This is a genomic window from Pseudoxanthomonas sp. 22568, from assembly GCF_052044485.1.
GTDB classification, from domain to species: domain Bacteria; phylum Pseudomonadota; class Gammaproteobacteria; order Xanthomonadales; family Xanthomonadaceae; genus Pseudoxanthomonas_A; species Pseudoxanthomonas_A beigongshangi.
Window position 1 is genome coordinate 224,245 of record NZ_JBQENC010000003.1, and the last position, 23,246, is coordinate 247,490.

A 23,246-nucleotide genomic window follows, 5' to 3' on the forward strand; every position below is an offset into this window, starting at 1 on the left:
AAAACGATCAGGGAGCCGGCGCGGACATCGCGTCGGCGAGGGATTGAAGGGTCAGCGCCTTGCGCAGCGCCGCCGCGTCGGTCTTCGAGGACACGCGCAGGCTGACGGCTTCGCCCGGCAGCAGGTCAAGCGCGTTGTCGGACAGCGTCGCGTCCAGATCGCCGAAGTCCAGCCACAACGCACGCACGAACACCGGCGAACGCAGGGTCAGCAGATAACCGTCACCGTCGCCATCGGCGGCCAGCTCGGTGTCGATGCGCGGCGCCGGCAGGTGCAGGTCCTTCGGCGCGGTGAAGTAGACCAGTCCGCGCGAAACCGTCTCGCCGCCGCGGACCAGATCGAACACCGCGAACGTGCGCGCGGGATCCGCGCCATCCAGCAGTTCGGCGTCGCGGAACTCGCCGGCCGACGTCGCCGCCAGGGCCGCGAGCGTGGCCGATTGGCGACGCTCCTTCAGCACGCGGCCATCGAAGTCCATCACCCGCAGGCGCCATTCGGCGTCCGTCGGCGTGGTCAGGTCGGACAGCAGTGACAACCGGGTCACGCCCTCCTTGCGCAGCGCCGCGACCGCCAGCGGTGCGAAGAAACGGCGCGCGTGGAAGTTCAACGGCTTCCAGCGTCCGTAGAAATCCACGCTCGACCACGAGGCGCCCGGCCACACGTCGTTGAGCTGCCAGTACAGCGAACCCATCGTGTACGGCCGCGAGGCGCGGTGATGCAGTGCGGCCAGCTCGATGCCATCGGCCTGCATCACCCGGCTCAGGTAGACGAAACCGGGGAAATCGCGCGGCTTGCCGTACTCGCGCTCGATGTACAGCGACAGGCGGGTGTTGCCCTCGCCGGCCAGGAACTTCTGGTGCGCCTTGATCACCGGGCTGTCGACCGCCTGTTCTTCCGGCTTGGCGAAGCTGGCGATGGTGCGCATGTCCGGCCACGCCTGCAGGCCGAACTCGGACATGAAGCGCGGGGTTTCGTCCAGGTAGGCCTGCACCGGCTTGGAACCGGCCCAGACGTCCCAGTAATGCTTGTCGCCCTTGCGCGAATCGTTGGCCTTCTCGTCCAGATCGTTGCTGGGCGAACTGGACCAGTACGGCACGCCCAGTCCCTGCTCGCCCACCACCTGGCGCAGGTCCTGTCCGAACAGCGCCACATAACCCTGCCAGACCTTGTCGGCGAACACCGGATCCGCCGCGACCAGCTGCTTGCGGTGGCCCCAGTCCTTCCACGCGGTCTCTTCCTCGTTGTTGCCGCACCACAGCACGATGCTGGGGTGGTGGCGCAGGCGGCGGATGTTGTCGCGCGCCTCGGCCACCACGTTGGCACGGAACGCCGGGTCGTAGCCGGGCTGCATGCCGCCGCCGAACATGAAGTCCTGCCAGACCAGCAGGCCGAGTTCGTCGGCGATCTCGAAGAACACATCTTCCTCGTAATAGCCGCCGCCCCAGTTGCGCAGCATGTTCATGTTGGCGTCGCGGGCGGCGGTCAACGCCGCGCGCACGCGCTTCTCGTCGGCGCGCGGCGGGAACGCGTCGAAGGGGATGACGTTCGCGCCCTTTGCGAACACCGGCACGCCGTTGATCACGAAGGCGAAGCCCTGGCCCTGCCCGTCCGCGTCGACATCGCGCTTGAGTTCGATCATGCGCAAGCCGGTGCGGCGCTCGCTGCTCGCCTGTCCGCCCCTGGCCTTGACCGTGGCGCGGAAGGTGTAGCGCGCCTGTTCGCCATAGCCCACCGGCCACCACCGACGGGGCTTGGGCAGGGTCATCTCCACCGTCACCGGCTGGACACCGGCGGTCAACGCGGCCTTGCGGCGCAGGACATCGACGCGGCGCCCATCCGGGTCCAGTACTTCGACCTCCACGTCCGCGGAACCGGCACGCGCGGCATCGACCTCCACCAGCACGGCCAGCCGGGCCTGGCGCTCGTCCAGCGCATCGGTGCGCACGGCCAGATCGGTGATGCGCAGATCGTTCCAGGTTTCCAACCGGATCGGCCGCCAGATGCCGGCGGTCACGTAGCGCGGGCCCCAGTCCCAGCCGAAGTGGTAACCGGGCTTGCGCACGAAGTTGCCGACCATCGCGTCCTTCGGCTCGTCGCCATAGGGCGAGGGATAGTTGCCGGCGATCTTGTGCGGCATCGCCTGCACCTTCGGCAGCAGCGTGCGGATGGGCGAACGGAACACCACCCGCAGCTCATTGCCGCGGGCCTTCAGCCGCCCGTCCACGCGCGCGCGCCAGGTGCGGTGGCTGTTGTCCGCCTTCAGCAACGGCTGGCCGTTGAGTTCGACCTCGGCGAAGGTATCCAGTCCCTCGAACACCAGTTCCGCGTGCGGACGCGCCAGGGTCGTGGCATCGACATCGAAGCGGCCCAGGTACTCCCAATCGGCCAGCCCGATCCATTGCAGCCCGGCTTCCGGCGCGCCGACGTAGGGATCCGGAATCACCCCATTGGCGAACAGATCGGTGTGGACCGTGCCCGGCACCGCGGCCTTCGCCCATCCGGCGGCTTGCGGGTGCGCCGCGAGCTGGGCGTCGCCGGGCAACAGGCGGAAGCGCCAATCGGCGCTGACCGCCTGTGACTGCGCGGCCGGCTGCGCGATCGCGGTGGTGCCCAGCAACAGCCACGCGACGCAGAGCATCGCGCGCATCCAGGCGGGAACCGTGGCGGCAATGGGTTGGACTCTCATGAACTCGCTCCTCCTCCTCGGCCGACGCGGCTCGGTGCCGTGACGGCACCCGCGTGGCGTGATCCTGCGCCGTTCCCGCCACGCACGCGCGTCGCGGGAATCCGTGCGTCCGTCCGCGACCCGGGATCCCGGATCCGGCCGGACCTCCTGCTTCAATGCCGCAACTGCGTCGCGTCCAGCGGTTTCAGCGACGCCTCGCCCTTCGCCCAGCTCAGCCCGAGGCCGATATCGCCCGAACGCTGGTAGAAATCCAGCCGCAGCCGGTGCCAGCCGCGGCGCAGCGGCACGCTGCCTTCCACCGGCTGATCATAGGTCTCGTTGCGCACCACCGCCTCGCCATCGATGTACAGCGCGGAAGCATCGTCGGCCTGTGCGCGGAAACGGTACAGGCCATCTTCGGGCACGTGCAGCCAGCCTTCGAACACCAGCCCGAAATGCTCGTGGCGACCGTAGCCGCGCCAATCGAACGACTGCGCGCTGCCGCTGCGCACCGGCTTGGCCGCTTCCATCTCGGCGAACCGGTCGAAGGTGCCTTCGTAGTAACGGTAGGACACGCCGGAGGCGCGCGCTTCCTTCGGCTCTGGCTGCGCCGGCTTGTAGCGGCGGTTGCGCAGGGTCGCGCGGTGGATGCCGCTCTCGCGCCCATCGGCGGTGATCGTCAGCGTGCGCACCGTGACCGCGCCGTCGGCAGGCACGGTGACGCTGACCGGTCCGGTCGCCCGCGGCGAGGCGGTGGTCGGGACGCTGCCGTCCAGGGTGTAGTGGATGCGGCTGCCGGGCACGCGCGGCCGCAGGTCCAGGGTGTACTGGTCCTGTTCCACCGCCAGGCCGTCGCGCAGGCCCCATGGCGCCGGAATGCGGTATCGCAGTCCGGCCTGCGCCAGGCGCGGATACTGGCCGGACAGGCGTCGATCGAAGGCGTCGAAATCGCGCTGCGCCTGCGGCGTCCAGGCGATCTCGGCCAGCGCCAGCAGGCGCGGGAACACCATGTACTCGACCACTTCCTTGCGCGGCATGCGCTCGGTCCACACGTTCGCCTGCACGCCGAGGATGTGGTGGCGCTTGTCGGCCTCCAGTTCCACCGGCACCGGGTCGTAGGCGTAGACGGTCTCGATCGGCAGCTCGCCGCCTTTCTGCCACAGCTCGGTGTCCTTGGGCCCCTGGCCATAGTCGAGGTAGCAGCAGCGCGTCGGCGACATGATCACGTCGTTGCCGTGGCGCGCGGCGGCGATCCCGCCGGCCTCGCCGCGCCACGACATCACCGTCGCATCCGGGGCAAGGCCGCCTTCGAGGATTTCATCCCAGCCGATCAGCCGCTTGCCGCGCGAGTGCAGGAAGCGCTCCATCCGGCGGATGAACCAGCTCTGCAGTTCGTGCTCGTCCTTCAGGCCCTCGCGGCGGATGACTTCCTGCGCCGCCGCGCTCTGTTGCCAGCGCGTCTTCGGCGCTTCGTCGCCGCCGATGTGCACGTACGGCGCCGGGAACAGCGGGATGACCTCGTCCAGCACATTTTCCAGGAAGGTGAAGGTCGGCTCGGTCGGACAGAAAATGTCGTCGAACACGCCCCAGGTGGTGCCGGTCTCGAACGGTCCCGGCGTGCAGCCCAGTTCCGGATAGGCGGCCAAGGCGGCCAGCGCATGGCCGGGCATCTCGATTTCCGGAATCACCGTGATGTGCAGCGACGCCGCGTAGGCGACCACGTCGCGCACCTCGTCCTGGGTGTAGAAGCCGCCGTAGGGTTTGCCGTCGCCGTCGGTTTCCTTGCGCTGCCCGCCCACTTCGGTCAGGCGCGGATAGCGCTTGATCTCGATGCGCCAGCCCTGGTCGTCGGTGAGATGCCAGTGGAAGCGGTTGAGCTTGTAGTGCGCCATCCGGTCCAGCAGCCGCTTGATGAAATCAACCGGGAACAGGTGGCGGCCCACGTCCAGGTGCATGCCGCGATAGGCGAAGCGCGGCGCGTCATCGATACGCTGCGCCGGCAGTTCCAGCCGCGGGGCGCGCTCGATGGGCAGCAGTTGCATCAGCGTCTGCACACCATAGAACTGGCCGGCGGCGTCGCCGCGCAGGCTGACGCCTTGCGGCTGCACATGCAGTTGGTAGGCCTCGGCGGCGATGTCCTTGCCGGCGGGCGCCAGCCGGATCACGTCGGCGGTTTTCGCCGATGCCTTGCCGCAATCGCGCAGCGCCCAGCCTTGCCGCTCGCGCAGCCAGGCATTGAACAGATCGGCATTCGCCTGCGCGTCCTTGCCTTCCGCGCACAGCCGCGTGGCAGACGACAGCACGAAGGTTCCGGTTTCCGGTTTGACCGATGCCGGCAACGGCACCAGCGAAGGCGCCGGTGCCTGTGCGTGCGCGAATCCCGATGCCAGCAGGACCAGTCCTGCCGCCAGCCTACGTTGCATCGATCCAAAACTTGACGCGTGTGTTCCGTGCAAAGCCCTTCCCTCCTCGCTCGGTGTGGTGGCCCGGCTCAGCCGCGCGGGCGCACCACGTTCAGTACCTCATGGCATGCGCCCATGGTGTGGTAATCCGTCTTGCCGGCCGGACTCTTCTCGTCGCTGTACTTGCGGTTGTCCGCATCCAGGATGCGGTACCACGCGCCGTACCGGTGATCGACGAAGTATTTCCAGGAGTAGTCCCACAGGCGGTCATACCACTGCCAGTAGGACGCATCGCCGGTGCCCTGCGCCAGCAGCGCGGCGGCGGCCAGCGATTCGGCCTGCACCCAGAAATACTTGTCGTCGTCGCACACCGCGCCGTCCGGGGCGAAGCCGTAGTACAGACCGCCACGCGTCTCGTCCCAGGAACGCGCCACCGCGACATCGAACAGGTGGCGTGCGGTCGGCACCAGCCAGTCGGCGTCGACATGGCGATCCAGGATCATCAGCAGCTTGGCCCACTCGGTCTGGTGGCCGGGCTGGAATCCCCACGGGCGGAACAGGTGCTTGGGATTGTCGCGGTTGTAGTCCCAGTCGATGTTCCACCGGGTGTCGTAGTGTTCCCACACCAGCCCGTCGGCCTTGGCGGCCTGACGGCGGGTCATGTTATCGGCCAGTTGCAGGGCGCGTTCGACATAGCGGCGCTCGCCGGTGGCCTCGAACGCCGCCAGCATCGCCTCGCACATGTGCATGTTGGCGTTCTGGCCGCGGTAGCCGGTGAAATTCCACTGCGCGTCGGCTTCGTCCTTGTACAGGCCGTGTTCCGGTTCCCAGAAGCGCTGTTCCAGCAAATTCCAGGTTTCGTCCATCCAGCCACGCGCCTCTTCCACGCCGGCCTTCACGCCGCAGGAATAGGCCAGCAGGACGAAGGCCACGCCGTAGCAGTGGTTCATGTCGTCCTCGACCACGCCGTCGCGCAGCGTCCACGCATAGCCGCCGGTGGTCGGGTTGCGGTGCACCTCGCGCAGGTAGCGCAGGCCGTGCTTCACCGCGTCCAGGTACTCGGCGTTGCCGAATTCGCGGAACGCCATCGCGTAGTTGAAGACGAATCGCGTGCTGCTGACCAGGTGGCGATGGCCGGCGTCATAGACGCTGCCGTCGTCGCGGAAGTAATGGAAGAAGCCGCCGGCCGGATCGATGGCGCGCGGATGGTAGAAGGCCATGGTCTGCGCGATGTGTTCGCGCAGGAACGCGGGCGACCGGAAATCCGGCGCGGTATCAAGCGTGCTCATGTTGGTCCTGCAGCAGTTGTTGGACTTCGGCCAGGGTCGGCATGGCGGCGAAGGCACCCTTGCGGGTCACCGCCAGCGCGCCGACGGCGGCGCCGAAGCGGAGGGTGTCCTCGATGGCCCCGCGGTTGTGGCAGAACGCGGCGAAACCCGCGCCGTCCCCGCCCCGCTCGCCCAGCCGGAACAGCAGGCCACCGACGAAGGCGTCGCCCGCGGCGGTGGTGTCGCGCGTCTCGACCCGGAAACTGCTCACGCGTCCATCGGCCTGGCGGGTGAACCAGCGGATCGGCGCGGCACCGTCGGTGATGATCAGCAACTGGGCCTGGCCTTCGAACAGGCGCTCGCGCACCCGGGTTTCGCCTTCCGCGCCAGCGCCGAACGGACGCGCCAGATAGTCGAGTTCTTCCTGCGACAGCTTCACCAGGTCCGCGTTGCCCAGCGCCTCCCACAGTCGCGGCGCCGGATCCACGCCGGCGGGCCAAAGCGCCGGGCGCAGGTTCAGATCCAGGCTGACCACCGCGCCGGCCGCGCGCGCGCGCAGCATGCCGTTGAACGTCGTCTCGGCGATGGTCGGCTCGGTCAGGCTGTTGGAACAGACGTGGAAGCTGCCGGTACCGTTGAAACAGGCGGGCTGGAAATGCTCGGTGCGGAACAGCAGGTCCGCCGCCGGCGGCCGATAGAAGCTGAAGCTGCGCTCGCCGGTCGCGTCCAGGGCGACGAAGGCCAGCGCTGTCTTGGCCTCGCCGGTGCGCACGATGCAGTCGGTCGCCACGCCGGCCGATTCCAGGCTCTCGCGCAGGAAGTCGCCGAACATGTCCTCGCCCAGCATGCCGGCGAAATGGGTATCCGCGCCGAGCCGGGCCGCGGCCACCGCCACGTTGGCGGGCGCGCCGCCGGCGTACTGCAGGAACGCGCGCGGGGTATCCGGCGTGGCCGGGGGCTGGGCGAGTAGATCGATCAAAACCTCGCCGAAACAAACGATTTTCGACATTTTGGCCTTACGCTCCCTTGGCCGCCGAGGCGTCCGGGCGCGAACCCGAGAGGCCATAGAAGATGATGTAGCCGTAGCAGAGCAGCGGCAGGATGAAGGCGTGATGCAGGCCGATGTTGTCCGCCAGCACGCCCTGCAGGTACGGAATGATCGCGCCGCCGACGATCGCCATGATCAGCAGGCTCGACGCCTTGCCGGTCAGCGGTCCCAGGCGCTCGATGCCCAGCGCGAAGATGGTCGGGAACATGATCGAATTGAACAGGCCCGTGGCCACCACGCTGTACACGGCAACCGGACCCTCGGCCAGCATGGTGAGCGCCAGCAGCGCGACATTCACCGCGGCGAAGATCGCCAGCAGCTTTCGCGGCGAGAACTTGACCATGATCGCCGAGCCAACGAAACGGCCGATCATCGCCATCGTCCAGTAGGCGGCGACGTAGTTGGTGGCTTCCTGTTCGGTGAAGCCGCCGATGTTCGGCATCGACAGGTAGTTGACCAGGAAGCTGCCGATCGCCACTTCAGCGCCGACATAGAAGAAGATGCCAAGCACGCCGAACAGCACATGGCGATGGCGCAGCGCTTCGCCCAGCGTGTGCTTGACCGGATCCGCCTGCTCGGTGGATTCGGTCAGCGCCGGCAGGCGGAACAGGAACACGAACACCGCCAGCAGGAACAGCGCGATGCCCAGGCCCACGTACGGGCCCTGCACCGCCTGCGCTTCCTGGACGCGGTAGGCCAGTTGTTCGGCCTCCGGCAGCGCCGCGATCTGATCGGCGCTCTTGACGGTGTTGCTCAGGATCAGCAGGCCGCCAAAGATCGGCGCGATGGCCGTACCCAGCGAATTCAACGCCTGCGCCAGGGTCAACCGGCTGGAGCTGGTCTGCTCCGGTCCCAGCAGCGCGACATAGGGATTGGCCGCCACCTGCAGCACGGTGATGCCGGTGGCCAGCACGAACAGCGCGCCGAGGAAGGCTTCATAGATGCGCAGTTCGGCCGCCGGCCAGAAGCCCAGCGCGCCGATGCCGGCGATCACCAGGCCAGCGACGATTCCCTTCTTGTAGCCCAGGTGCGCGACCAGCCGGCCGGCCGGCAGCGACATCAGGAAGTACGCGCCGAAGAAAGTGAACTGCACGAGCATCGCACGCGCGTAGTTCAGCTCGAACACCGCCTTCAGGTGCGGGATGAGGATGTCGTTGAGGCAGGTCAGGAAGCCCCACATGAAGAAGATCGTGGTGACCACGGCCAGGGCCACGCGGGTGTTGACCGCCGGAGCGGCGGCGGAGGTCCGGGGCTGGGGTGTCGGAGCAAAGGCCATGCGGGGGCTCGCCTCAGGGTTCGGTGGATACGGAGAAACGGAAGGACATCATGGGCGCGGCGCCCCGCTGCTTTCGCGGATGCGCAGCTCCACCGATGCGGTGGTGCGCTGCGGCGGCGCCTCGGGTTCGCCCAGGCGGCGCAGCAGCAGTTCAGCGGCCTGCCGGCCACGCTCGCGCGGGTTCACCGCCAGCGTGGTCAGCGGCGGCGACGTCACCGCGGCCTCGGAAATATCGTCGAATCCGGTGACCGCGAAATCGCGCCCCGGATGGATGCCGCGCGACGCCAGCCCTAGCATCAGGCCGAGGGCGACGGTGTCGTTGTAGCAGACCGCCGCGGTCGGGGCCGGTTCGCTGGCGAACAGTTCGCCGGTGCGCGAGGCGGCTTCCAGCCGATTGGGCGCCGACTCGATCATCCGCCCGTCCTCGACCGCCAGGCCGGCTTCCTGCATCGCCTGCGCGTAGCCCGCGCGGCGCTGCCGGCAGGACGACGAATCCGCGTGGCCGCCGAAGAAGGCGATGCGGCGATGGCCCAGATTGATCAGGTGCTGCGTCGCCATGTAGGCGCCGCGCTGGTTGTCCAGCGCCAGGAAATCCCAGTCGGCGCCATCCAGTTCGCGGTTGAACAGCAGCACGTTGCCGTGCGCGCCCAGCACCTGCCGCAACTGCGCGCTGTCGCTGCCCTCGGCGGGCGACAGGATCAGTCCGGCCGGCATGTGTTCCATCAACGTGGACAGCACCGCCTGCTGGCGTTCGGGCGATTCGGCGGTGCTGCCGAGCAGGGTCACGTAACCACGCGCGCCCAGCGCCTCGTCCACGCCCGCCGCGAATTCGGCGAAGAACGGGTTGGACAGATCGTTGATCACCAGCGCGACGCTGGAGGACGTCTGCCGGCGCAGGTTGGCCGCGCCGCGGTTGTAGACATACCGCTGGCGACGCAGCTCGGCTTCCACCCGCGCGCGGGTGTCGGCGTGCACCAGCGGACTGCCGCGCAGCACCAGTGAAACGGTCGCGCGCGAAACCCCGATGGCATTGGCGATGTCGGTGACCGTGACCGCCCGCTTGCCGGCCTTCCGGCCCGCGCCTGCGCGGGCACCCTTCCCTGTCGCGGTGGCTTTGTCTTTCATCTGTTCGTAACGTCCCGGGAAGCCGCAAGCCTAAACGATCGCGCGGGGGAAAATGCCATGCCGGCCGCCGGACCGGTGGGAGAGAGAGCCGGAGCGGCGGCGGACATGGCGGTAACTCACTGGCCGCCCGCGGACGGCGCGGCGCAGAACGATGCCGGCAGATCGGCCGCGCGGGTGCCCCAGCCGGTGGTCGGCGGCGTGGCGGTCAGCGCGTACTCGATGCGGCCGCCCTGCTGCAGGCGATTCCAGTCCAGCCAGACCGGCGCATGCGCCTGCCCGTCCACGCGCACGCCATCGACATACTGCAGCGTGCGGCCGTCGGCGCCCGGCGCGTCGATGCGCAGGGTGCGGCCCTGGCCCAGGTCCATCTCGACCCGGCTGAAGCGCGGCGCATGCAGCAGGAACTGGCCGGTGCCGGGCACGGCCGGATACAGGCCCATCGCGCTGAACAGGTACCAGGCCGACATCGTGCCGAGGTCATCGTTGCCGGTGACGCCGTTGGGCGCGTTGGTGAACAGCTGCTGGGCCGCGCGCAGCACGGTGGTGGTCTTCCACGGCTGGCCAATCAGCGTGTACATCCACGGCGCGTGCAGATCCGGTTCGTTGTTGGGGTTGTAGCGGTACTGGTTGTAGTAGCTGTACGGGCCGACCACCCACTCCTTGCGGGCCGCGTGCAGCGGATCCTTCACCAGCGCGTCGTAGGCGAAGAAGGTGTCCAGGCGCTTGCCCGCCTGTTCGGCGCCGTGCATCGCCTCGACCAGTCCGGGCACATCCTGCTGGACCAGCCACTGGTATTGCCAGGCGGTGCCTTCGTGGAAGCCGTGGTGCGAACGCGGGCTGTAGTGGCCGTCGGCCGGCACGTACCAGCCGCCGTCCTCCATGCGCGCGCGAGGGAAGCCGGTGAAGCCGGTTTCCTCGTCGCGCACGTGGGCGTCCCACACCTTGCGCCAGTTGCGGCCGCGCTCGCGCAACACCGCCACGTCCTCGCCCAGGCCCAGGCCGTCGGCCATCTGCGCCAGCGAGCAGTCGGCCAGCGCGTACTCCAGCGTGGCCGAACCGCCGTGGTGCGGATCCACGTCCATGCCCTTGGACGGCCAGGCGCGGTCGTACTGCACGAAGCCGTTGGCCAGATAGCTGGCGTTGCCGGAACGGCCGGCATGGCGCGAATTGGTCGGCGGCATCTCGAAGGCGTTCTGGCGCAGCGCCGCATAGGCCTGCTTCTCCACGCCCTTGAGCGCCCCGAAACGCCACAGGTCGACCATGAACGGGGTGACCGGATCACCGGTCATCACGTTGGTCTCGAAGTTGGCATAGCCCCAGCGCGGCAGCCAGCCGCCCTGCTCGTGGATCGCCAGCAGCGAGCGGCCGATGTCGCGGGTGCGCTCGGGGCGCAGCATCGCCAGCAACTGGTTCTGCGAACGGTAGGTGTCCCACAGCGAGAAGTACTCGTAGTAGGTCCAGCCGTCGGCGCGGTGGATCTGCTCGTCATAGCCGCGATAGCGGCCGTCGGCGTCGCTGCCGGTCAGCGGCTGCAGCAGCGCGTGGTACAGCGCGGTGTAGAACACCGTGCGGTCGTCCTGGTTGCCGCCCTGCACGCGGATGCTGGCCAGTTCCTTGCGCCAGGTGTCCTGGGCCTGTTTGCGCATCTGCTCGAAGCCGAGCAGCTTGCCGCCGCGCATGCCGTCGCTGCGCAGGTTGTTGCGCGCGCCTTCGGCATCGACGTGGGAGATCGCGCTGATCGCGGTGACCGCCTTGCCCTTGCTCGTGTCGAAGCTCAGCCAGGCACCGTTGAGCTTGGCTTCGCCTTCCATGCTGTGGCGCGCGCCCGGCAGGCCGCCGGTCTCGCCCCAGGTACCGAACGCCTTGAACGGGCGATCGAACTCGATGCGGAACCAGGTGGTGTACTGGTGGCCACCGCAGAAGCTGCGGGTGACCAGCTTGCCTTCCACCACGCGATCGCCAACCACGTCGACGGTGCTGCCGATCACCGAATGGCGCTCGTTGGCCTGCGCCACGTTGACCAGCACGTGGCCTTCGCTGGTGCCGGCGGAGAAGGTATAGCGCTCGGCCGCCGCGCGGGTCAGCGCGGTCGCCTCGGCGTCGATGCCGCCGTAATCGAGCAGGCGCACCTTGTAGTAACCGGCCTGCCCCACCTCGCCGTCGTGGCTGTAGCGGGAGGCATAGGTCTTGTGGTTGAAACGCTTGGGATCCTTGGTGTCGAAATCGCCGCCCGGCCCGATCGTGCCGGTGACCGGCAGGACCGAGACCTGGCCGCCCTGCTCCCAGCAACCGGCGCCGGACAGGAACGAATGGCCGAAGCCGCGGATCTTGGGATCGTCGTAACGCCAGCCCGTGTAGTGCTCACCGATGGGGCTGACCTGGATCAGGCCGAACGGCGCCGAAGCGCCCGGGAAGGTGTTGCCGTCGTCCTTGCTGCCGATGAAGGTGTTCACCTCGCGCACCGGATCCACCGCCGGTGCGGCGTGGATCATCGGCGTGGCCAGCGCCAGCAGGCCGGCCAGGGCCAGTGCGACGGGACGGGCGCGCGTGGAAACCGGTACTCGGGACGTCGGTGTCATGCGGTCTGATTACCTTGTATGCGTGCGGTCTCGCGACCGCGGGTTGAAGCTTCCTGGAGTCCGGACGGCATCCCTCGGGGAGGATGCCGCCGGATTGTATGACGCGTATACAACTGGTGGAGCGGGGAAAATGGCCCGGCCGAAGCCGGGCCGACAGTCCCGAGCCCGTCCACGCGGACGGGGAGAGAACCTCGGGATCACTCGAAGTTGAACACGTACTCCATCGCCACTTCGCGGCCCACCGGGCTGAACAGGCGGCTGTTGTAGAACTCGTAGTCCAGCTTGTACGGGTCCTTGTGGTTCCAGCCGGTGCTGTTGAACACGTTGGTCACGTAGAGGTTGATCTTCGCTCGCGGAGTGATGCGATAACCCACGTTGAAGTTCCAGGTGATCGCCGGACCGACGCGGCCGTAGAACTTGCGCGTAGCCTGGCCGAAGGTCGGGCTGTTCGGATCGGTATCGACGCACCCGGCCTTGTCACTGGGCACGCCGCCGTCGGCGAACGGAATGCAGCCACCCGAGTTGGCCAGGTCGTTGGGATCCCAGTGGTAGCGCACGCTCGGCACCGCGCCGATGCGATCGCCGTAGACAGTGGCGTTCCAGTTGCCGTAGGCCCAGCTCACGCTGCCACGGATCTTGCTGCGGACGTCGCGATCGCGGCGTTCCGGATTCGGATCGGTGCGGTAGGTCTGTTCCTTCATCGACTGCAGGTTGGTGTAGTTCACACCGAACTGGAAATCACCCCAGCGATCGGTCGTCAGACGGTAGCGGGCGGACACGTCGATGCCTTCCACTTCGCGCTGTGCGATGTTGATCGGGCCACGACGAACGTCGGTGATGAAACCGTCGGCGTCGCGGGTGACGCGGTCGAGGATAGAGGCGCAGTAGTCGGCGCCGCCAGGATTCGACCAGCTCTGTCCCGGTGTGGTGGTAAGACCGGTGCGACAGCCCGCCTCGTCACGCAGGACGATGTCCTCACCGATATCGCGGATTTCGTCTTCCAGCTTGATCGCCCAGTAATCGGCGGTCAATGACAGGTTGTCGAGAATGTCCCACACGAAACCCGCCGTCCACGACTTGCCCAATTCCGACTTCAGGTCCGAAGCTCCCTCGCGGTTGATATTGAACGGATAGGTGACGTCGGTGTTTTCGGAGGTGCAATTGTTGGTTTGGTAGGCGCCGCTGTCGATGCAGCGGAACGGGTCCAGTGTGCGCACCTGTGCTGAGCTGTGCTCGGCCAGCAGGTAGTGCATGTCCGGAGCGCGGAAGCTGGTGGCATAGCTGCCGCGGATCAGCAGGTTGCTCAGCGGACGCCATTGCAGACCGGCGTTCCAGGTGGTTTCGCTCTGGGTACCGATGTTGGTCGACGAATCGGCATACGACTTGTAGTCGCCGTAGCGGTCGTAGCGTGCCGCCAGCGTCGCGGTCAACGTGTTGACCAGCGGGATGCTGAACTCGACGCCGGTCGAATAGCGGGTGCGTTCGCCACCACCGCGATCGATGTTCTGCACGTCGTAATCCAGGTTGCCACGCGGATCCGGGTTCAGCTCGTAGCCCTGCTGGGCGACCTCCGCCACCGCCGCGAAGCCGATCGGACCCGCCCAACCCTCGAACAGATCACCGCTGATCGTGAAGGCCGCCTGGTTGACCCAGGATGCCGACTGGTTGATCGAATGGGTGCCGAACTGGCGGTACTGTTCCGGGGTGACCGGATTCCAGTAGCGATCGCGGTTGAGGTTGTACGCCGGCAAGCCGTTGACCACGCCCACCTGCGGGCCAAGGAAATAGGCGTTGACCAGGTCCCAATCGACCGTGGAAATACTTTCACGCACAGAATAGTAGGAACGGCCCAGCGAGGCATCCCAATCAAACCGGCCTACTGTGCCACGCAGGCCGGCACTGATGTCCCAGGAACGTTCCTGGTTGTGGTTGCGCAGGTTGGCGTCACCGCCCACTTCCTGCGCGGTGAAGTTGCGCACGCCAATCAGCGACATGCCGCTGCCGACGTCGTAGAACGCAGGCGCGTCCAGGCCCGCCGGGAACTGCACGCCCGGAGGCGAGGTACCCCACTCGGCTTCCGAATCGAATACAGACACGTTGGCCCAAGCCTGCATGCCGTTCTCGAAATCCCAGGTGCCGTACACATAACCCGACAGATCCTTGCTGCCTCCACGGATCAGCCAGTTGCCGAAGTCCGAGGTCAGCCCGCACAACTGCCCACTGTTGGTGATGGTGTCGCTGTTGCGGTTGTAGGTGAGGCGATCAGCCAGATAGAACTCGCCACCGAACTTCTCGCAGGTGCCGGTCGGCGGCGCTTGGCGCATGCCGGTGTTTGCATCGATCAACGCCAGGCCGCTGAACGGACGGAAGCCGACCTTGCGTTGTTCCGGATTCCACGAGCTGTACGGCGCATCGTCGGAATCGTCCATGCCAGGCCGATCACGACCGAACAGTGGGTCGCGCTCGGTGTATTGAGCCGCATAGGTCACGCTCCAGTTCTGGCCGACCTTGCCGCCAGCCCAGGAGATGTCCCAGGTGTCGCGGCCACCCTCGGTCGAGGCGCCGCCACGGATGCGGAATTCGTCGCCTTCGTAGTTCTTCTTCAGGATGATGTTGACCACGCCGGCCACCGCGTCCGAGCCGTAGATGGCCGACGCGCCGCCGGTCAGCACTTCCACGCGCTCGACGGCGGCGGCCGGAATGTTGCTGTAGTTGGCGAAGTTGCTCTGCCCGCCATATGGCAGCGGGTAATCGGCCACGCGACGGCCGTTGACCAACAGCAGGCTGCGACCCGGCCCCATGTTGCGCAGGTTCAACGGGCTGGCATTGGGAGTATGCGAACCCCAAGCCACATCGGCCTCGACCGTGCCGATCGCTTCGTTGAGCGTGCTCAGCATGTCGTAGACGGTGGTGAAGCCTTCCTTCTTGATTTGGTCGGCGGAGATGACTTGGACCGGCGCCGGACCTTCCACCTGGGCGCGCTTGATGCGCGAGCCGGTGACGGTGACGGTATCGAGTTCCTTGGTGGATTCGGAAGAAGCGGCCTCCTGGGCGGCCACGGACAACGAAGGCAGCATCGCCAGCAGCAGGGCGCTGGACAGGACGTTGCGGCGGTAACGGGTGGACTGAGCCATTTTTGCGAAGTACTCGGGGTGGTTAGTTGGTGTGGTGTTTGACTTGCGATACGGCGGCGTCCAGAAGGATTTCTCTCGATCTAACCCCGCGCCTGAATCGTTCTAATGGCTCAGGCGCCTCTCTCTGGATCGATCTAAATTAAGCATGCGTAAATGCGGGATGGCATTCCGCAACGCAGCAAATCAGTCAGACTTGCATTTTGAATCGAGATAAATGTTTCGAATCAATGGCTTGAGGGTGGCGGTTTCAGACCCCTGCCATGCATCGATGACAGGCGGATGAACAAAGTGCGCAAACTCACCCGCGAGGCCCGCCCGCGGCGCACCTGGCCCCCCGGCTCAGAGCGCGGCGAGTGCCCGCCTGAACGCGGCGACGATCGCCGGATCGGTTTCCTGACGGTCGTACTCGAGCCCGGCCAGCGCCGGGTTGTGGAACGCCATTGCCGTGGCGCGCCGCGCCTTGGCCGAGGCATGCACCTCGTTCACGCCGGTCGCCTGCACCAGTCCCGCGACATTGCCCGGCGTCAGCCCGGCCCCGGCCAGGATCGCGATGCGACCGGCCGCCTGCCGCACATGGCCGGCGATCGCCGCGGCACCCTGCACCGCGTCGGCCTGGCCACCCGAGGTCAGCACCCGATCACACCCCAGCGCCACGATCGCTTCCAGCGCCCTGGCCGGATCGCGGACCGCGTCGAAGGCGCGATGGAACGTGACACCCATACCCGATGCCGCCGACACCAACTCGCGGCACAGCGGCAGGTCGATGTCGCCGCCCGCGTCAAGCGCGCCGATCACCACGCCGTCGCAGCCCAGCTGCCGGCAGGCCGCGATGTCGTGCAGCATCACCTCAACCTCCTCCGGGCCATACAGGAAGTCGCCGGCCCGCGGCCGGATTAGCACGAAGATCGGAATCGACAACCGGTCCCGGGTCCTCGCCAGGGTGCCGTAGGACGGCGTGGTGCCGCCTTCGCCCAGGTTCTCGCACAGTTCGATCCGATCCGCGCCGCCGGCCTGCGCCGCGAGCGCGGACAGGTGCGAGTTGGCGGCGATTTCCAGCAGGCAGCCGTCGGGCTTTTCGTTCATGACTGCGTGGTCGTGTAGACCGAGCCGGATTCGCGCAGATCGTCGCGCTTGCCGGCATCGCATACCGCATAGACGAAACCGCGATGCAGGGCGAACGCGCCGACCTCGCCATGCTTGTTGAGCGCCAGGAAGCACACCTGCAGGTTCTTGCTGGCCTCCGGACGCTTGCGCACGACCCGGTCGATGGCCTCGCGGCAGGCGTCCATCGGCGAGCGGCCCTGACGCATCAGTTCGACCACCAGGAAACTGGCCGCGTTGCGGATCATCTCCTCGCCCACGCCGGAAGCGGTGGCGGCGCCGACCTCGTTGTCGACATAGAGACCGGCGCCGATGATCGGACTGTCGCCGACCCGGCCGTGCATCTTCCAGGCCATGCCGCTGGTGGTGCAGGCGCCGGCCAGCCGGCCCTGCGCATCGATGGCGAGCATGCCGATGGTGTCGTGGTTGTCCTTGTTGCCGGGCTGTCCGCGCCGCTCGGCGTTGATCTCCGGCTTGTACTCGGCGGTCTTCAGCCAGTCGCGCCACGCCTTCTCGGCCTGCGGCGTGAGCAGGCGCTTCTTCTCGAAGCCTTCGGCAATCGCGAACTGCTGGGCGCCCTCGCCCACCAGCATCACGTGCGGGGTCTTCTCCATGACGCGGCGCGCCACCGAGATCGGATGCAGGATGTCCTCCAGCGCGGCGACCGAACCGCAGCGGCCGTCACCGTCCATGATGCTGGCGTCCAGGGTCAGCACGCCGTCGCGATCCGGATTGCCGCAATGGCCGACGGTGGGATTGCACAGCTCGCTCTCGGCCCAGCGCGCCCCGGTTTCCACCGCGTCCAGCGCGGTGCCGCCGCGGGCCAGCACCGGCCAGGCCGCCTGGTTGGCAGGCACGCCGAAATCCCAGGTGGACACCACCCGCGCACCGGGAGCGGAAGCGGCGCCCGCGCGCATGGCGGGCAACGACAGGGCACCGGCGGCCAACAGGCCAGCCTGCAGGAACTGCCTGCGATCAGTCATCGGATCCTCCCTCGGGATGGGCGCGCGCGGCGCCGTGTCGATTCAATCCAGGTGGTGCGAGGCGTACCACGCGGCCGCGCCCATCACGCCAAGTTGGCCGTGATCGACCCGCCACACCGGCACGTGCCGCAGCACGTGGCCGAGCACGCCCTTGTTGAGATAGCGCTCGCGGAATCTGCCGTTGCGCAGGAACTGTTCGATATGGCCGGAGATGCCGCCCGCCAGATAGACCGCCTTGGCGCCGAACGCGATCGCCAGATCGCCGGTCAGGCTGCCCAGCCAGCCGCAGAACACCTCGACGGTTTCCACCGCCAGCGGATCCTCGCCCGCCTGCGCGGCGGCGATCAGTTGTTCGGGCGTCTGCCAGCGCGGGGTCCTGCCGCGAATCTCGCACAGGCACGGATACAGGTTCATCAGGCCGTTGCCCGACAGCACGCGCTCGTTGTCCACATGCGGCCAGCGCCTCATCAGCAGCGCCAGCACTTCCATTTCCAGCGCATTGCCCGGCGCCAGCGCCGCATGGCCGAACTCGCTGGCCAGCACCGGCCGCGTGCCGCCCTCGAAACGCAACGCCGCCCCGAGCCCGGTGCCGGGCCCAAGCACCAATGCCGGCCAATGGAAGGTATGCGGATGCTCGCCGCTCAGCGGCGACAGGCCGTCGGCGTGCAGATAGGGAATCGCGTAGGCGACCGCCTCGAAGTCGTTGATCAGCGACAGCGTCGCCAGACCGGAGGCCTGCCGGGTGCGCTCCAGCGACACTGGCCACGGCAGGTTGGAATTGACCAGGGTGTCGCCATCCAGCAGCCCGGCGATCGCCACCACCGCGGCATCGGCCGTGGCGTGCTCATCGACGGCGAACCTGTGCAGGATCGCGGCCAGGTCGGGGTATTCGGCGCAGGCGTACTTCTGGTAGGCGAGGACGCGCGGCGCATGCCCCGGCGCCACCGCGACCTTGGCCAGCCGGGCGAAGGTTCCGCCGACATCGGCAACGATCAGTTCCCGGCCGGGCGAGGCGTGCGTGGCCTGACTCATTTGCGGCACTTCAGGATTGGCCGGGTACGGTACCGCTGCTGCATTCACGCGTTTGCCCTGGTTTGGATCGATTCAAGCGCCTGGATTCTGTGGCATCGCAGGACGTTTGGAAAGATGCCGAATCCATACCGGGGCGTACTCCGCGGGCGCACAGGGAAGCAACCCGTTCACTTTAACAGGCCGCCCCGCCGCCGGGCGTGGCCCGCCTGGACCCGCGTCCAATGCTTATCCGGTGATGTATGCCGCCGTCCGCCGCTGCACATTCACGGGCCGCCCGGTTAAAGTACGTGCCGTCATGTCGCTTCCCTCGCTGCTGCTGCGGATCCTGCTGAGCGTTACCCTGCTGGTCTCGGGGACGGGCAACGCCGTGGCCGCGCTGCAGATGCACGTGGCCCAGGCCGGCCAGGTGCATGCGGGACACGCCATGGACGACTGCGCCATGACGACCAAGGCCGATCCGGCGGTGTCCGCCCCCTGCCACGACGCGGACGGCGCCCCAACCGCTGCCAAACCGGCGCCGGCCCACGACCATGGCCAGCCCGATTGCTGTTCCACCGGCCACTGCGATGGCTTCTGCGCCCAGCAGGCGCCCGCGACGATGCCGGCGGCGTGGATCGGCAACGGACCGCGCGCCAGCGCCGATCCGGTCGGTCCTGTTCCCGCCGGCCATCCCGCCCCGCCGCTTCCTTCCCCGCAGCGACCTCCCATCGCCTGAATCCGGCCACAGGGCCGTGGATATTCCGCGCCGCCGCGACGCTGCCGTCGCTCCGCGCGTCTTCCCGCAGTTCCGACCCCGGGCTGCCTTCGAATATCGTCAGGAGTTTTCATGTCTTCCGATTCTTTCGGCGCGGGATCCGGTTCCGGATTCCAGCTTTCCCGGCGCCGCTTCGTCACCGGCCTGGCCGTGGGCGGCGTTGCCGCCGGCTTCGGCCTCGCGCGCCTTCCCGCATGGGCGAACACCGCCCATTCGATGTACCAGGCGCCGGTGCTGACCGGCACCGATTTCGATCTCGCCATCGGCACCTCGCCGGTCAACTTCACCGGCCGTACCCGCCCGGCGATCACCGTCAATGGCAGCCTGCCGGCGCCGATCCTGCGCTGGCGCGAAGGCGACACCGTCACCCTGCGGGTCGCCAACCGCCTGGCCGACGCGCACAGTTCGATCCACTGGCACGGCATTCTGCTGCCGGCCAACATGGACGGCGTCCCCGGCCTGAGTTTCGACGGCATCGCGCCGGGCGAAACCTACCAGTACCGGTTCCAGCTCAAGCAGTCCGGCACCTACTGGTACCACAGCCATTCGATGTTCCAGGAACAGGCCGGCCTGTACGGCGCGCTTGTCATAGACCCGGCCGAACCGCCGCCCTATCGCTTCGATCGCGAACACGTCGTGCTGTTGTCCGACTGGACCGATCTGGATCCTGCCGCGTTGTTCCGGCGGATGAAGAAGATGCCGATGCACGACAACACCTACCAGCGCACGGTCGGTGATTTCGCCCGCGACGTCCGCCGCGACGGCTGGGCGGCGACGCTGTCCGATCGTGGCATGTGGGGACGCATGCGGATGACGCCCTCGGACATCTCCGACATCAACGCGCACACCTACACCTACCTGATGAACGGCAATGCGCCCGCCGGCAACTGGACCGGGCTGTTCCGCTCCGGCGAAAAGGTGCTGCTGCGTTTCATCAACGGCTCGGCGATGACCTACTTCGACGTGCGCATCCCCGGCCTGAAGATGACGGTGGTCGCCGCCGACGGCCTGTACATCCATCCGGTCACCGTCGACGAGTTCCGCATCGCGGTGGCCGAGACCTTCGACGTGCTGGTCGAACCCGGCGGACAGGACGCCTTCACCATCTTCGCCCAGGACATGGGCCGCACCGGCTACGCGCGCGGCACGCTGGCGGTGCGCCAGGGCCTGGAAGCGCCGGTACCGGCACGCGATCCGCGTCCGTTGCTGACCATGTCGGACATGGGCCATGACATGGGCGGCGGCGGTCACGACATGGGCGGCCACAAGGGCATGGAAGGCGGCTGCGGCGCGAACATGTCCGGGCAGAAGGGCATGGAAGGCGGCTGTGGCGCCAGCATGGGCCACGGTGCGCACGGCGGCGGCGGCAAGGCACCGGTGCATGCGCCGAGCGAAGCCGGCAATCCGCTGATCGACATGCAGACGGCGGCCACTTCGCCCAAGCTGGACGATCCCGGCATCGGCCTGCGCGACAACGGCCGCAAGGTGCTGACCTATGGCGACATGAAGAGCCTGTTCGACGATCCCGACGGCCGCGATCCGGGCCGCGAGGTCGAACTGCATCTCACCGGGCATATGGAGAAGTTCGCCTGGTCGTTCAACGGCATCCCCTTCGCCGGCGCCGAGCCGCTGCGCCTGAACTACGGCGAGCGCATGCGCATCGTGCTGGTCAACGACACGATGATGCAGCACCCGATCCACCTGCACGGCCTGTGGAGCGATCTGGAGGATGACCAGGGCAACTTCCACCTGCGCAAGCACACCATCGACATGCCGCCGGGCACGCGCCGCACCTATCGCGTGCGCGCCGACGCGCTTGGCCGCTGGGCGTTCCACTGCCACCTGCTGTACCACATGGAAGCCGGCATGATGCGGGAAGTGCGGGTGGAGGAATGAACATGCGCCCCCATCTCTCGCTCGGCCTGTTGGCCGCCGCGCTGACCCTGGCGCTCTCCGCCCAGGTCCAGGCACAACAGCACGACCATGCCGCGCATGCGCCCCCCGCGCCCGCACAGCAGAAACCGCCGGTCCCCGTCGAGGAAACCCCGAAGGCGGATGATTCGGAGACGGATCACTCGCAAATGGACCATTCGACGATGGACCACGGAACGGCGGCCAAGGCTCCCACCGATCCGCGCGAGCCCATTCCGGCCGTCACCGACGCCGACCGCGCCGCCGCTTTCCCCTCCCTCAAACCGCATGCGATGGAACATGCGCCGGCATTCAATTCGTTGGTGATGATCAACCGCCTGGAAGGCTGGGATGCGGATCACGGCACCGGACAGGCCTGGGAAGGCAGCGCCTGGTTCGGCACCGACCTCAACCGGTTGTGGCTGCGCAGCGAGGGCGAACGCGAAGGCTCGCGCACCGAATCGTCCGAACTGGAAGTCCTGTACGGCCGCAGCGTCTCGCCCTGGTGGGATGTGGTGGTGGGCGTGAAGCAGGATTTCCGCCCGGCCGATTCGCGCACCTGGGCCGCCTTCGGTGTACAAGGGCTGGCGCCATACAAGTTCGAGATGTCCGCCACCGCCTACGTGGGTGAATCCGGACAGGTCATGGCCACGGTAGAAGCCGAGTACGAACTGCTGCTGACCAACCGCCTGATCCTGCAACCGCTGGTCGAAGCGAGCTTCTCGTCCAAGGACGTGCCCGAATACGGCGAAGGCACCGGCCTCAACAAGGTCGAAGCCGGCCTGCGCCTGCGCTACGAAATCAACCGGCGTTTCGCGCCCTACGTGGGCGTGGTGCACGAACGGCTGTTCGGCGACACCGCCGACTACCGGCGCGGCGAAGGTGGCGACACCCGCGATACCCGCTTCGTGGCCGGCGTCCGCTTCTGGTTCTGACAACCCGGCGGCGGCGACCGCGCCGCCGCCTCATCCCGATTCGACTGGAGAATGATCCGATGAAGAAAAATATTTCCGCATCCACCCTGATGGCACTCGCCCTGCTGGCCGCCCCCGCGTTCGCCCAGGATCATGCTGGCCACGGCAGCCACGCCGGCCATGGCGCGCAGGCCCCGGCGGCGAAGAAGACCGGCGCCGCCAATACCGGCAATGCGTCGTTCGAAAGCCTGGACAAGAACCGCGATGGCTTCGTCAACAAGGCCGAACTGCCGGAGCGGCATCCACTGCTGGCGCATTTCGGCATGGGCGACAAGAACGGCGACGGCAAGCTGGACCGCAAGGAATTCGCCAACGCCATGGCGATGCTGTGACCCCGTCCGGCGGAGTCCGGATGGATTCCGCCGGCTTTCCGGAGAAGAAACAACAATGAGCTCCCTGCTGAAACACCTCACCGCCAGCGCGTTCCTGGCCGGTTCCAGCGTGCTGCTGGTCGCCTGCGGCGCGGCGCCTGGCGCGGCTTCGGCCAGTGACCGCGTCGCGCTCGCCGCCGTCCCCTCGCCCGCCCACGCTGCGGCGGAAACCACGGCCGCTTCCGCGACCGCCACGACTGCCGCAACGTCCTCTGCCGCCACGCCCGCCCACCTGCCGCTGATCCGCGTGCACAAGAGTCCCAGCTGCGGCTGCTGCGGCGTCTGGGTCGAACACGTCCGCGCCGCCGGTTTCCCGGTCGAGGTGCACGATACCGAGGACATGATGACGGTGAAGGATCGCCTCGGCGTGCCCGAGCCGATGATGTCCTGCCATACCGCCGAGGTGGATGGCTATTTCGTCGAAGGCCATGTTCCGGCCGAGGACATCAAGCGCCTGCTCGCCGAGAAGCCGAAGGCACGCGGCATCGCCGTGCCCGGCATGCCGCTCGGTTCTCCCGGCATGGAAATGCCGGATGGCCGCACCCAGCCTTACGAAGTGGCGTTGGTCGGCGGCGACGGCACGACCGGGACCTTCTCGCGCCATCCCTGAAAAAAGAAAAGCC

At 67.5% G+C, this 23,246-nt stretch carries 16 protein-coding genes; 5 read left to right on the top strand and 11 right to left on the bottom strand.

The genetic code is table 11. The annotated features are described in order from the left end of the window. Window positions 1-7: 7 nt before the first annotated feature. The 11 genes from ACTJI2_RS05205 to ACTJI2_RS05255 all read right to left on the bottom strand — a co-directional run bounded on the left by ACTJI2_RS05205 (window position 8) and on the right by ACTJI2_RS05255 (window position 18,613). On the bottom strand, window positions 8-2,686 hold the full coding sequence (locus tag ACTJI2_RS05205; protein WP_440841347.1) for a beta-mannosidase: 2,679 nt from the start codon (window positions 2,684-2,686) through the stop codon (window positions 8-10). Between the two features lie 152 nt (window positions 2,687-2,838). Further along, on the bottom strand, window positions 2,839-5,088 hold the full coding sequence (locus ACTJI2_RS05210; RefSeq protein WP_440841348.1) for a family 20 glycosylhydrolase: 2,250 nt from the start codon (window positions 5,086-5,088) through the stop codon (window positions 2,839-2,841). 68 nt (window positions 5,089-5,156) lie between these two features. Beyond that, complete coding sequence (locus ACTJI2_RS05215) at window positions 5,157-6,356, bottom strand: AGE family epimerase/isomerase (RefSeq protein ID WP_440841349.1); 1,200 nt, start codon at window positions 6,354-6,356, stop codon at window positions 5,157-5,159. Then, window positions 6,343-7,344: a carbohydrate kinase family protein gene (locus ACTJI2_RS05220; RefSeq protein ID WP_440841350.1), complete on the bottom strand. Its 1,002-nt coding sequence runs from the start codon at window positions 7,342-7,344 to the stop codon at window positions 6,343-6,345. Before ACTJI2_RS05220 ends, ACTJI2_RS05215 begins: the two co-directional genes overlap by 14 nt. A gap of 7 nt (window positions 7,345-7,351) precedes the next feature. Then, window positions 7,352-8,659 (bottom strand): L-fucose:H+ symporter permease, encoded by a 1,308-nt coding sequence (gene fucP, locus ACTJI2_RS05225; protein ID WP_440841351.1) that lies wholly within the window; start codon window positions 8,657-8,659, stop codon window positions 7,352-7,354. Between the two features lie 48 nt (window positions 8,660-8,707). Continuing rightward, on the bottom strand, window positions 8,708-9,784 hold the full coding sequence (locus tag ACTJI2_RS05230; RefSeq protein WP_141452748.1) for a LacI family DNA-binding transcriptional regulator: 1,077 nt from the start codon (window positions 9,782-9,784) through the stop codon (window positions 8,708-8,710). A 116-nt stretch (window positions 9,785-9,900) separates the two neighbouring features. Next, complete coding sequence (locus ACTJI2_RS05235) at window positions 9,901-12,276, bottom strand: GH92 family glycosyl hydrolase (RefSeq protein WP_440841436.1); 2,376 nt, start codon at window positions 12,274-12,276, stop codon at window positions 9,901-9,903. 284 nt (window positions 12,277-12,560) lie between these two features. Then, the gene (locus ACTJI2_RS05240) at window positions 12,561-15,440 is read right to left on the bottom strand and encodes a TonB-dependent receptor plug domain-containing protein (RefSeq protein ID WP_440841437.1); all 2,880 of its coding nucleotides are present in this window, start codon (window positions 15,438-15,440) and stop codon (window positions 12,561-12,563) included. A 396-nt stretch (window positions 15,441-15,836) separates the two neighbouring features. Beyond that, window positions 15,837-16,580, bottom strand: coding sequence for a copper homeostasis protein CutC (locus tag ACTJI2_RS05245; protein ID WP_440841352.1), 744 nt, complete (start codon window positions 16,578-16,580; stop codon window positions 15,837-15,839). Then, window positions 16,577-17,581, bottom strand: coding sequence for a N(4)-(beta-N-acetylglucosaminyl)-L-asparaginase (locus tag ACTJI2_RS05250; RefSeq protein ID WP_440841353.1), 1,005 nt, complete (start codon window positions 17,579-17,581; stop codon window positions 16,577-16,579). The genes ACTJI2_RS05245 and ACTJI2_RS05250 overlap by 4 nt, the downstream gene beginning before the upstream one ends. 42 nt (window positions 17,582-17,623) lie before the next feature. Then, the gene (locus ACTJI2_RS05255; RefSeq protein WP_192198666.1) at window positions 17,624-18,613 is read right to left on the bottom strand and encodes a glucokinase; all 990 of its coding nucleotides are present in this window, start codon (window positions 18,611-18,613) and stop codon (window positions 17,624-17,626) included. Window positions 18,614-18,908: 295 nt separating this feature from the next. On the opposite strand from ACTJI2_RS05255, the gene ACTJI2_RS05260 reads away from it, so the two are divergent. The 5 genes from ACTJI2_RS05260 to ACTJI2_RS05280 all read left to right on the top strand — a co-directional run bounded on the left by ACTJI2_RS05260 (window position 18,909) and on the right by ACTJI2_RS05280 (window position 23,233). Further along, window positions 18,909-19,328, top strand: coding sequence for a CopL family metal-binding regulatory protein (locus tag ACTJI2_RS05260; RefSeq protein WP_192198667.1), 420 nt, complete (start codon window positions 18,909-18,911; stop codon window positions 19,326-19,328). A 111-nt stretch (window positions 19,329-19,439) separates the two neighbouring features. Next, window positions 19,440-21,263 carry a copper resistance system multicopper oxidase gene (locus ACTJI2_RS05265; protein WP_440841354.1) on the top strand — a complete coding sequence of 608 codons (1,824 nt, stop codon included), beginning with the start codon at window positions 19,440-19,442 and terminating at the stop codon, window positions 21,261-21,263. Next, window positions 21,260-22,213: a copper resistance protein B gene (locus tag ACTJI2_RS05270; RefSeq protein ID WP_440841355.1), complete on the top strand. Its 954-nt coding sequence runs from the start codon at window positions 21,260-21,262 to the stop codon at window positions 22,211-22,213. Before ACTJI2_RS05265 ends, ACTJI2_RS05270 begins: the two co-directional genes overlap by 4 nt. Window positions 22,214-22,272: 59 nt before the next feature. Next, window positions 22,273-22,584, top strand: a complete 312-nt coding sequence (locus ACTJI2_RS05275; protein WP_440841356.1) for an EF-hand domain-containing protein — start codon at window positions 22,273-22,275, stop codon at window positions 22,582-22,584. A gap of 55 nt (window positions 22,585-22,639) precedes the next feature. Continuing rightward, window positions 22,640-23,233 carry a DUF411 domain-containing protein gene (locus ACTJI2_RS05280; RefSeq protein WP_440841357.1) on the top strand — a complete coding sequence of 198 codons (594 nt, stop codon included), beginning with the start codon at window positions 22,640-22,642 and terminating at the stop codon, window positions 23,231-23,233. Window positions 23,234-23,246: the final 13 nt, after the last annotated feature.

Bases quoted from the DNA above. Each gene is read 5' to 3' on its own strand.
- ACTJI2_RS05280 (WP_440841357.1), top strand. From the start codon at position 22,640: ATGAGCTCCCTGCTGAAACACCTCACCGCCAGCGCGTTCCTGGCCGGT.
- ACTJI2_RS05205 (WP_440841347.1), bottom strand. From the start codon at position 2,686: ATGAGAGTCCAACCCATTGCCGCCACGGTTCCCGCCTGGATGCGCGCG.
- ACTJI2_RS05275 (WP_440841356.1), top strand. From the start codon at position 22,273: ATGAAGAAAAATATTTCCGCATCCACCCTGATGGCACTCGCCCTGCTG.
- ACTJI2_RS05265 (WP_440841354.1), top strand. From the start codon at position 19,440: ATGTCTTCCGATTCTTTCGGCGCGGGATCCGGTTCCGGATTCCAGCTT.
- ACTJI2_RS05250 (WP_440841353.1), bottom strand. From the start codon at position 17,581: ATGACTGATCGCAGGCAGTTCCTGCAGGCTGGCCTGTTGGCCGCCGGT.
- ACTJI2_RS05230 (WP_141452748.1), bottom strand. From the start codon at position 9,784: ATGAAAGACAAAGCCACCGCGACAGGGAAGGGTGCCCGCGCAGGCGCG.
- ACTJI2_RS05260 (WP_192198667.1), top strand. From the start codon at position 18,909: ATGTCGCTTCCCTCGCTGCTGCTGCGGATCCTGCTGAGCGTTACCCTG.
- ACTJI2_RS05245 (WP_440841352.1), bottom strand. From the start codon at position 16,580: ATGAACGAAAAGCCCGACGGCTGCCTGCTGGAAATCGCCGCCAACTCG.
- ACTJI2_RS05255 (WP_192198666.1), bottom strand. From the start codon at position 18,613: ATGAGTCAGGCCACGCACGCCTCGCCCGGCCGGGAACTGATCGTTGCC.
- ACTJI2_RS05240 (WP_440841437.1), bottom strand. From the start codon at position 15,440: ATGCTGCCTTCGTTGTCCGTGGCCGCCCAGGAGGCCGCTTCTTCCGAA.
- ACTJI2_RS05220 (WP_440841350.1), bottom strand. From the start codon at position 7,344: ATGTCGAAAATCGTTTGTTTCGGCGAGGTTTTGATCGATCTACTCGCC.
- ACTJI2_RS05235 (WP_440841436.1), bottom strand. From the start codon at position 12,276: ATGATCCACGCCGCACCGGCGGTGGATCCGGTGCGCGAGGTGAACACC.
- ACTJI2_RS05210 (WP_440841348.1), bottom strand. From the start codon at position 5,088: ATGCAACGTAGGCTGGCGGCAGGACTGGTCCTGCTGGCATCGGGATTC.
- ACTJI2_RS05215 (WP_440841349.1), bottom strand. From the start codon at position 6,356: ATGAGCACGCTTGATACCGCGCCGGATTTCCGGTCGCCCGCGTTCCTG.
- fucP (WP_440841351.1), bottom strand. From the start codon at position 8,659: ATGGCCTTTGCTCCGACACCCCAGCCCCGGACCTCCGCCGCCGCTCCG.
- ACTJI2_RS05270 (WP_440841355.1), top strand. From the start codon at position 21,260: ATGAACATGCGCCCCCATCTCTCGCTCGGCCTGTTGGCCGCCGCGCTG.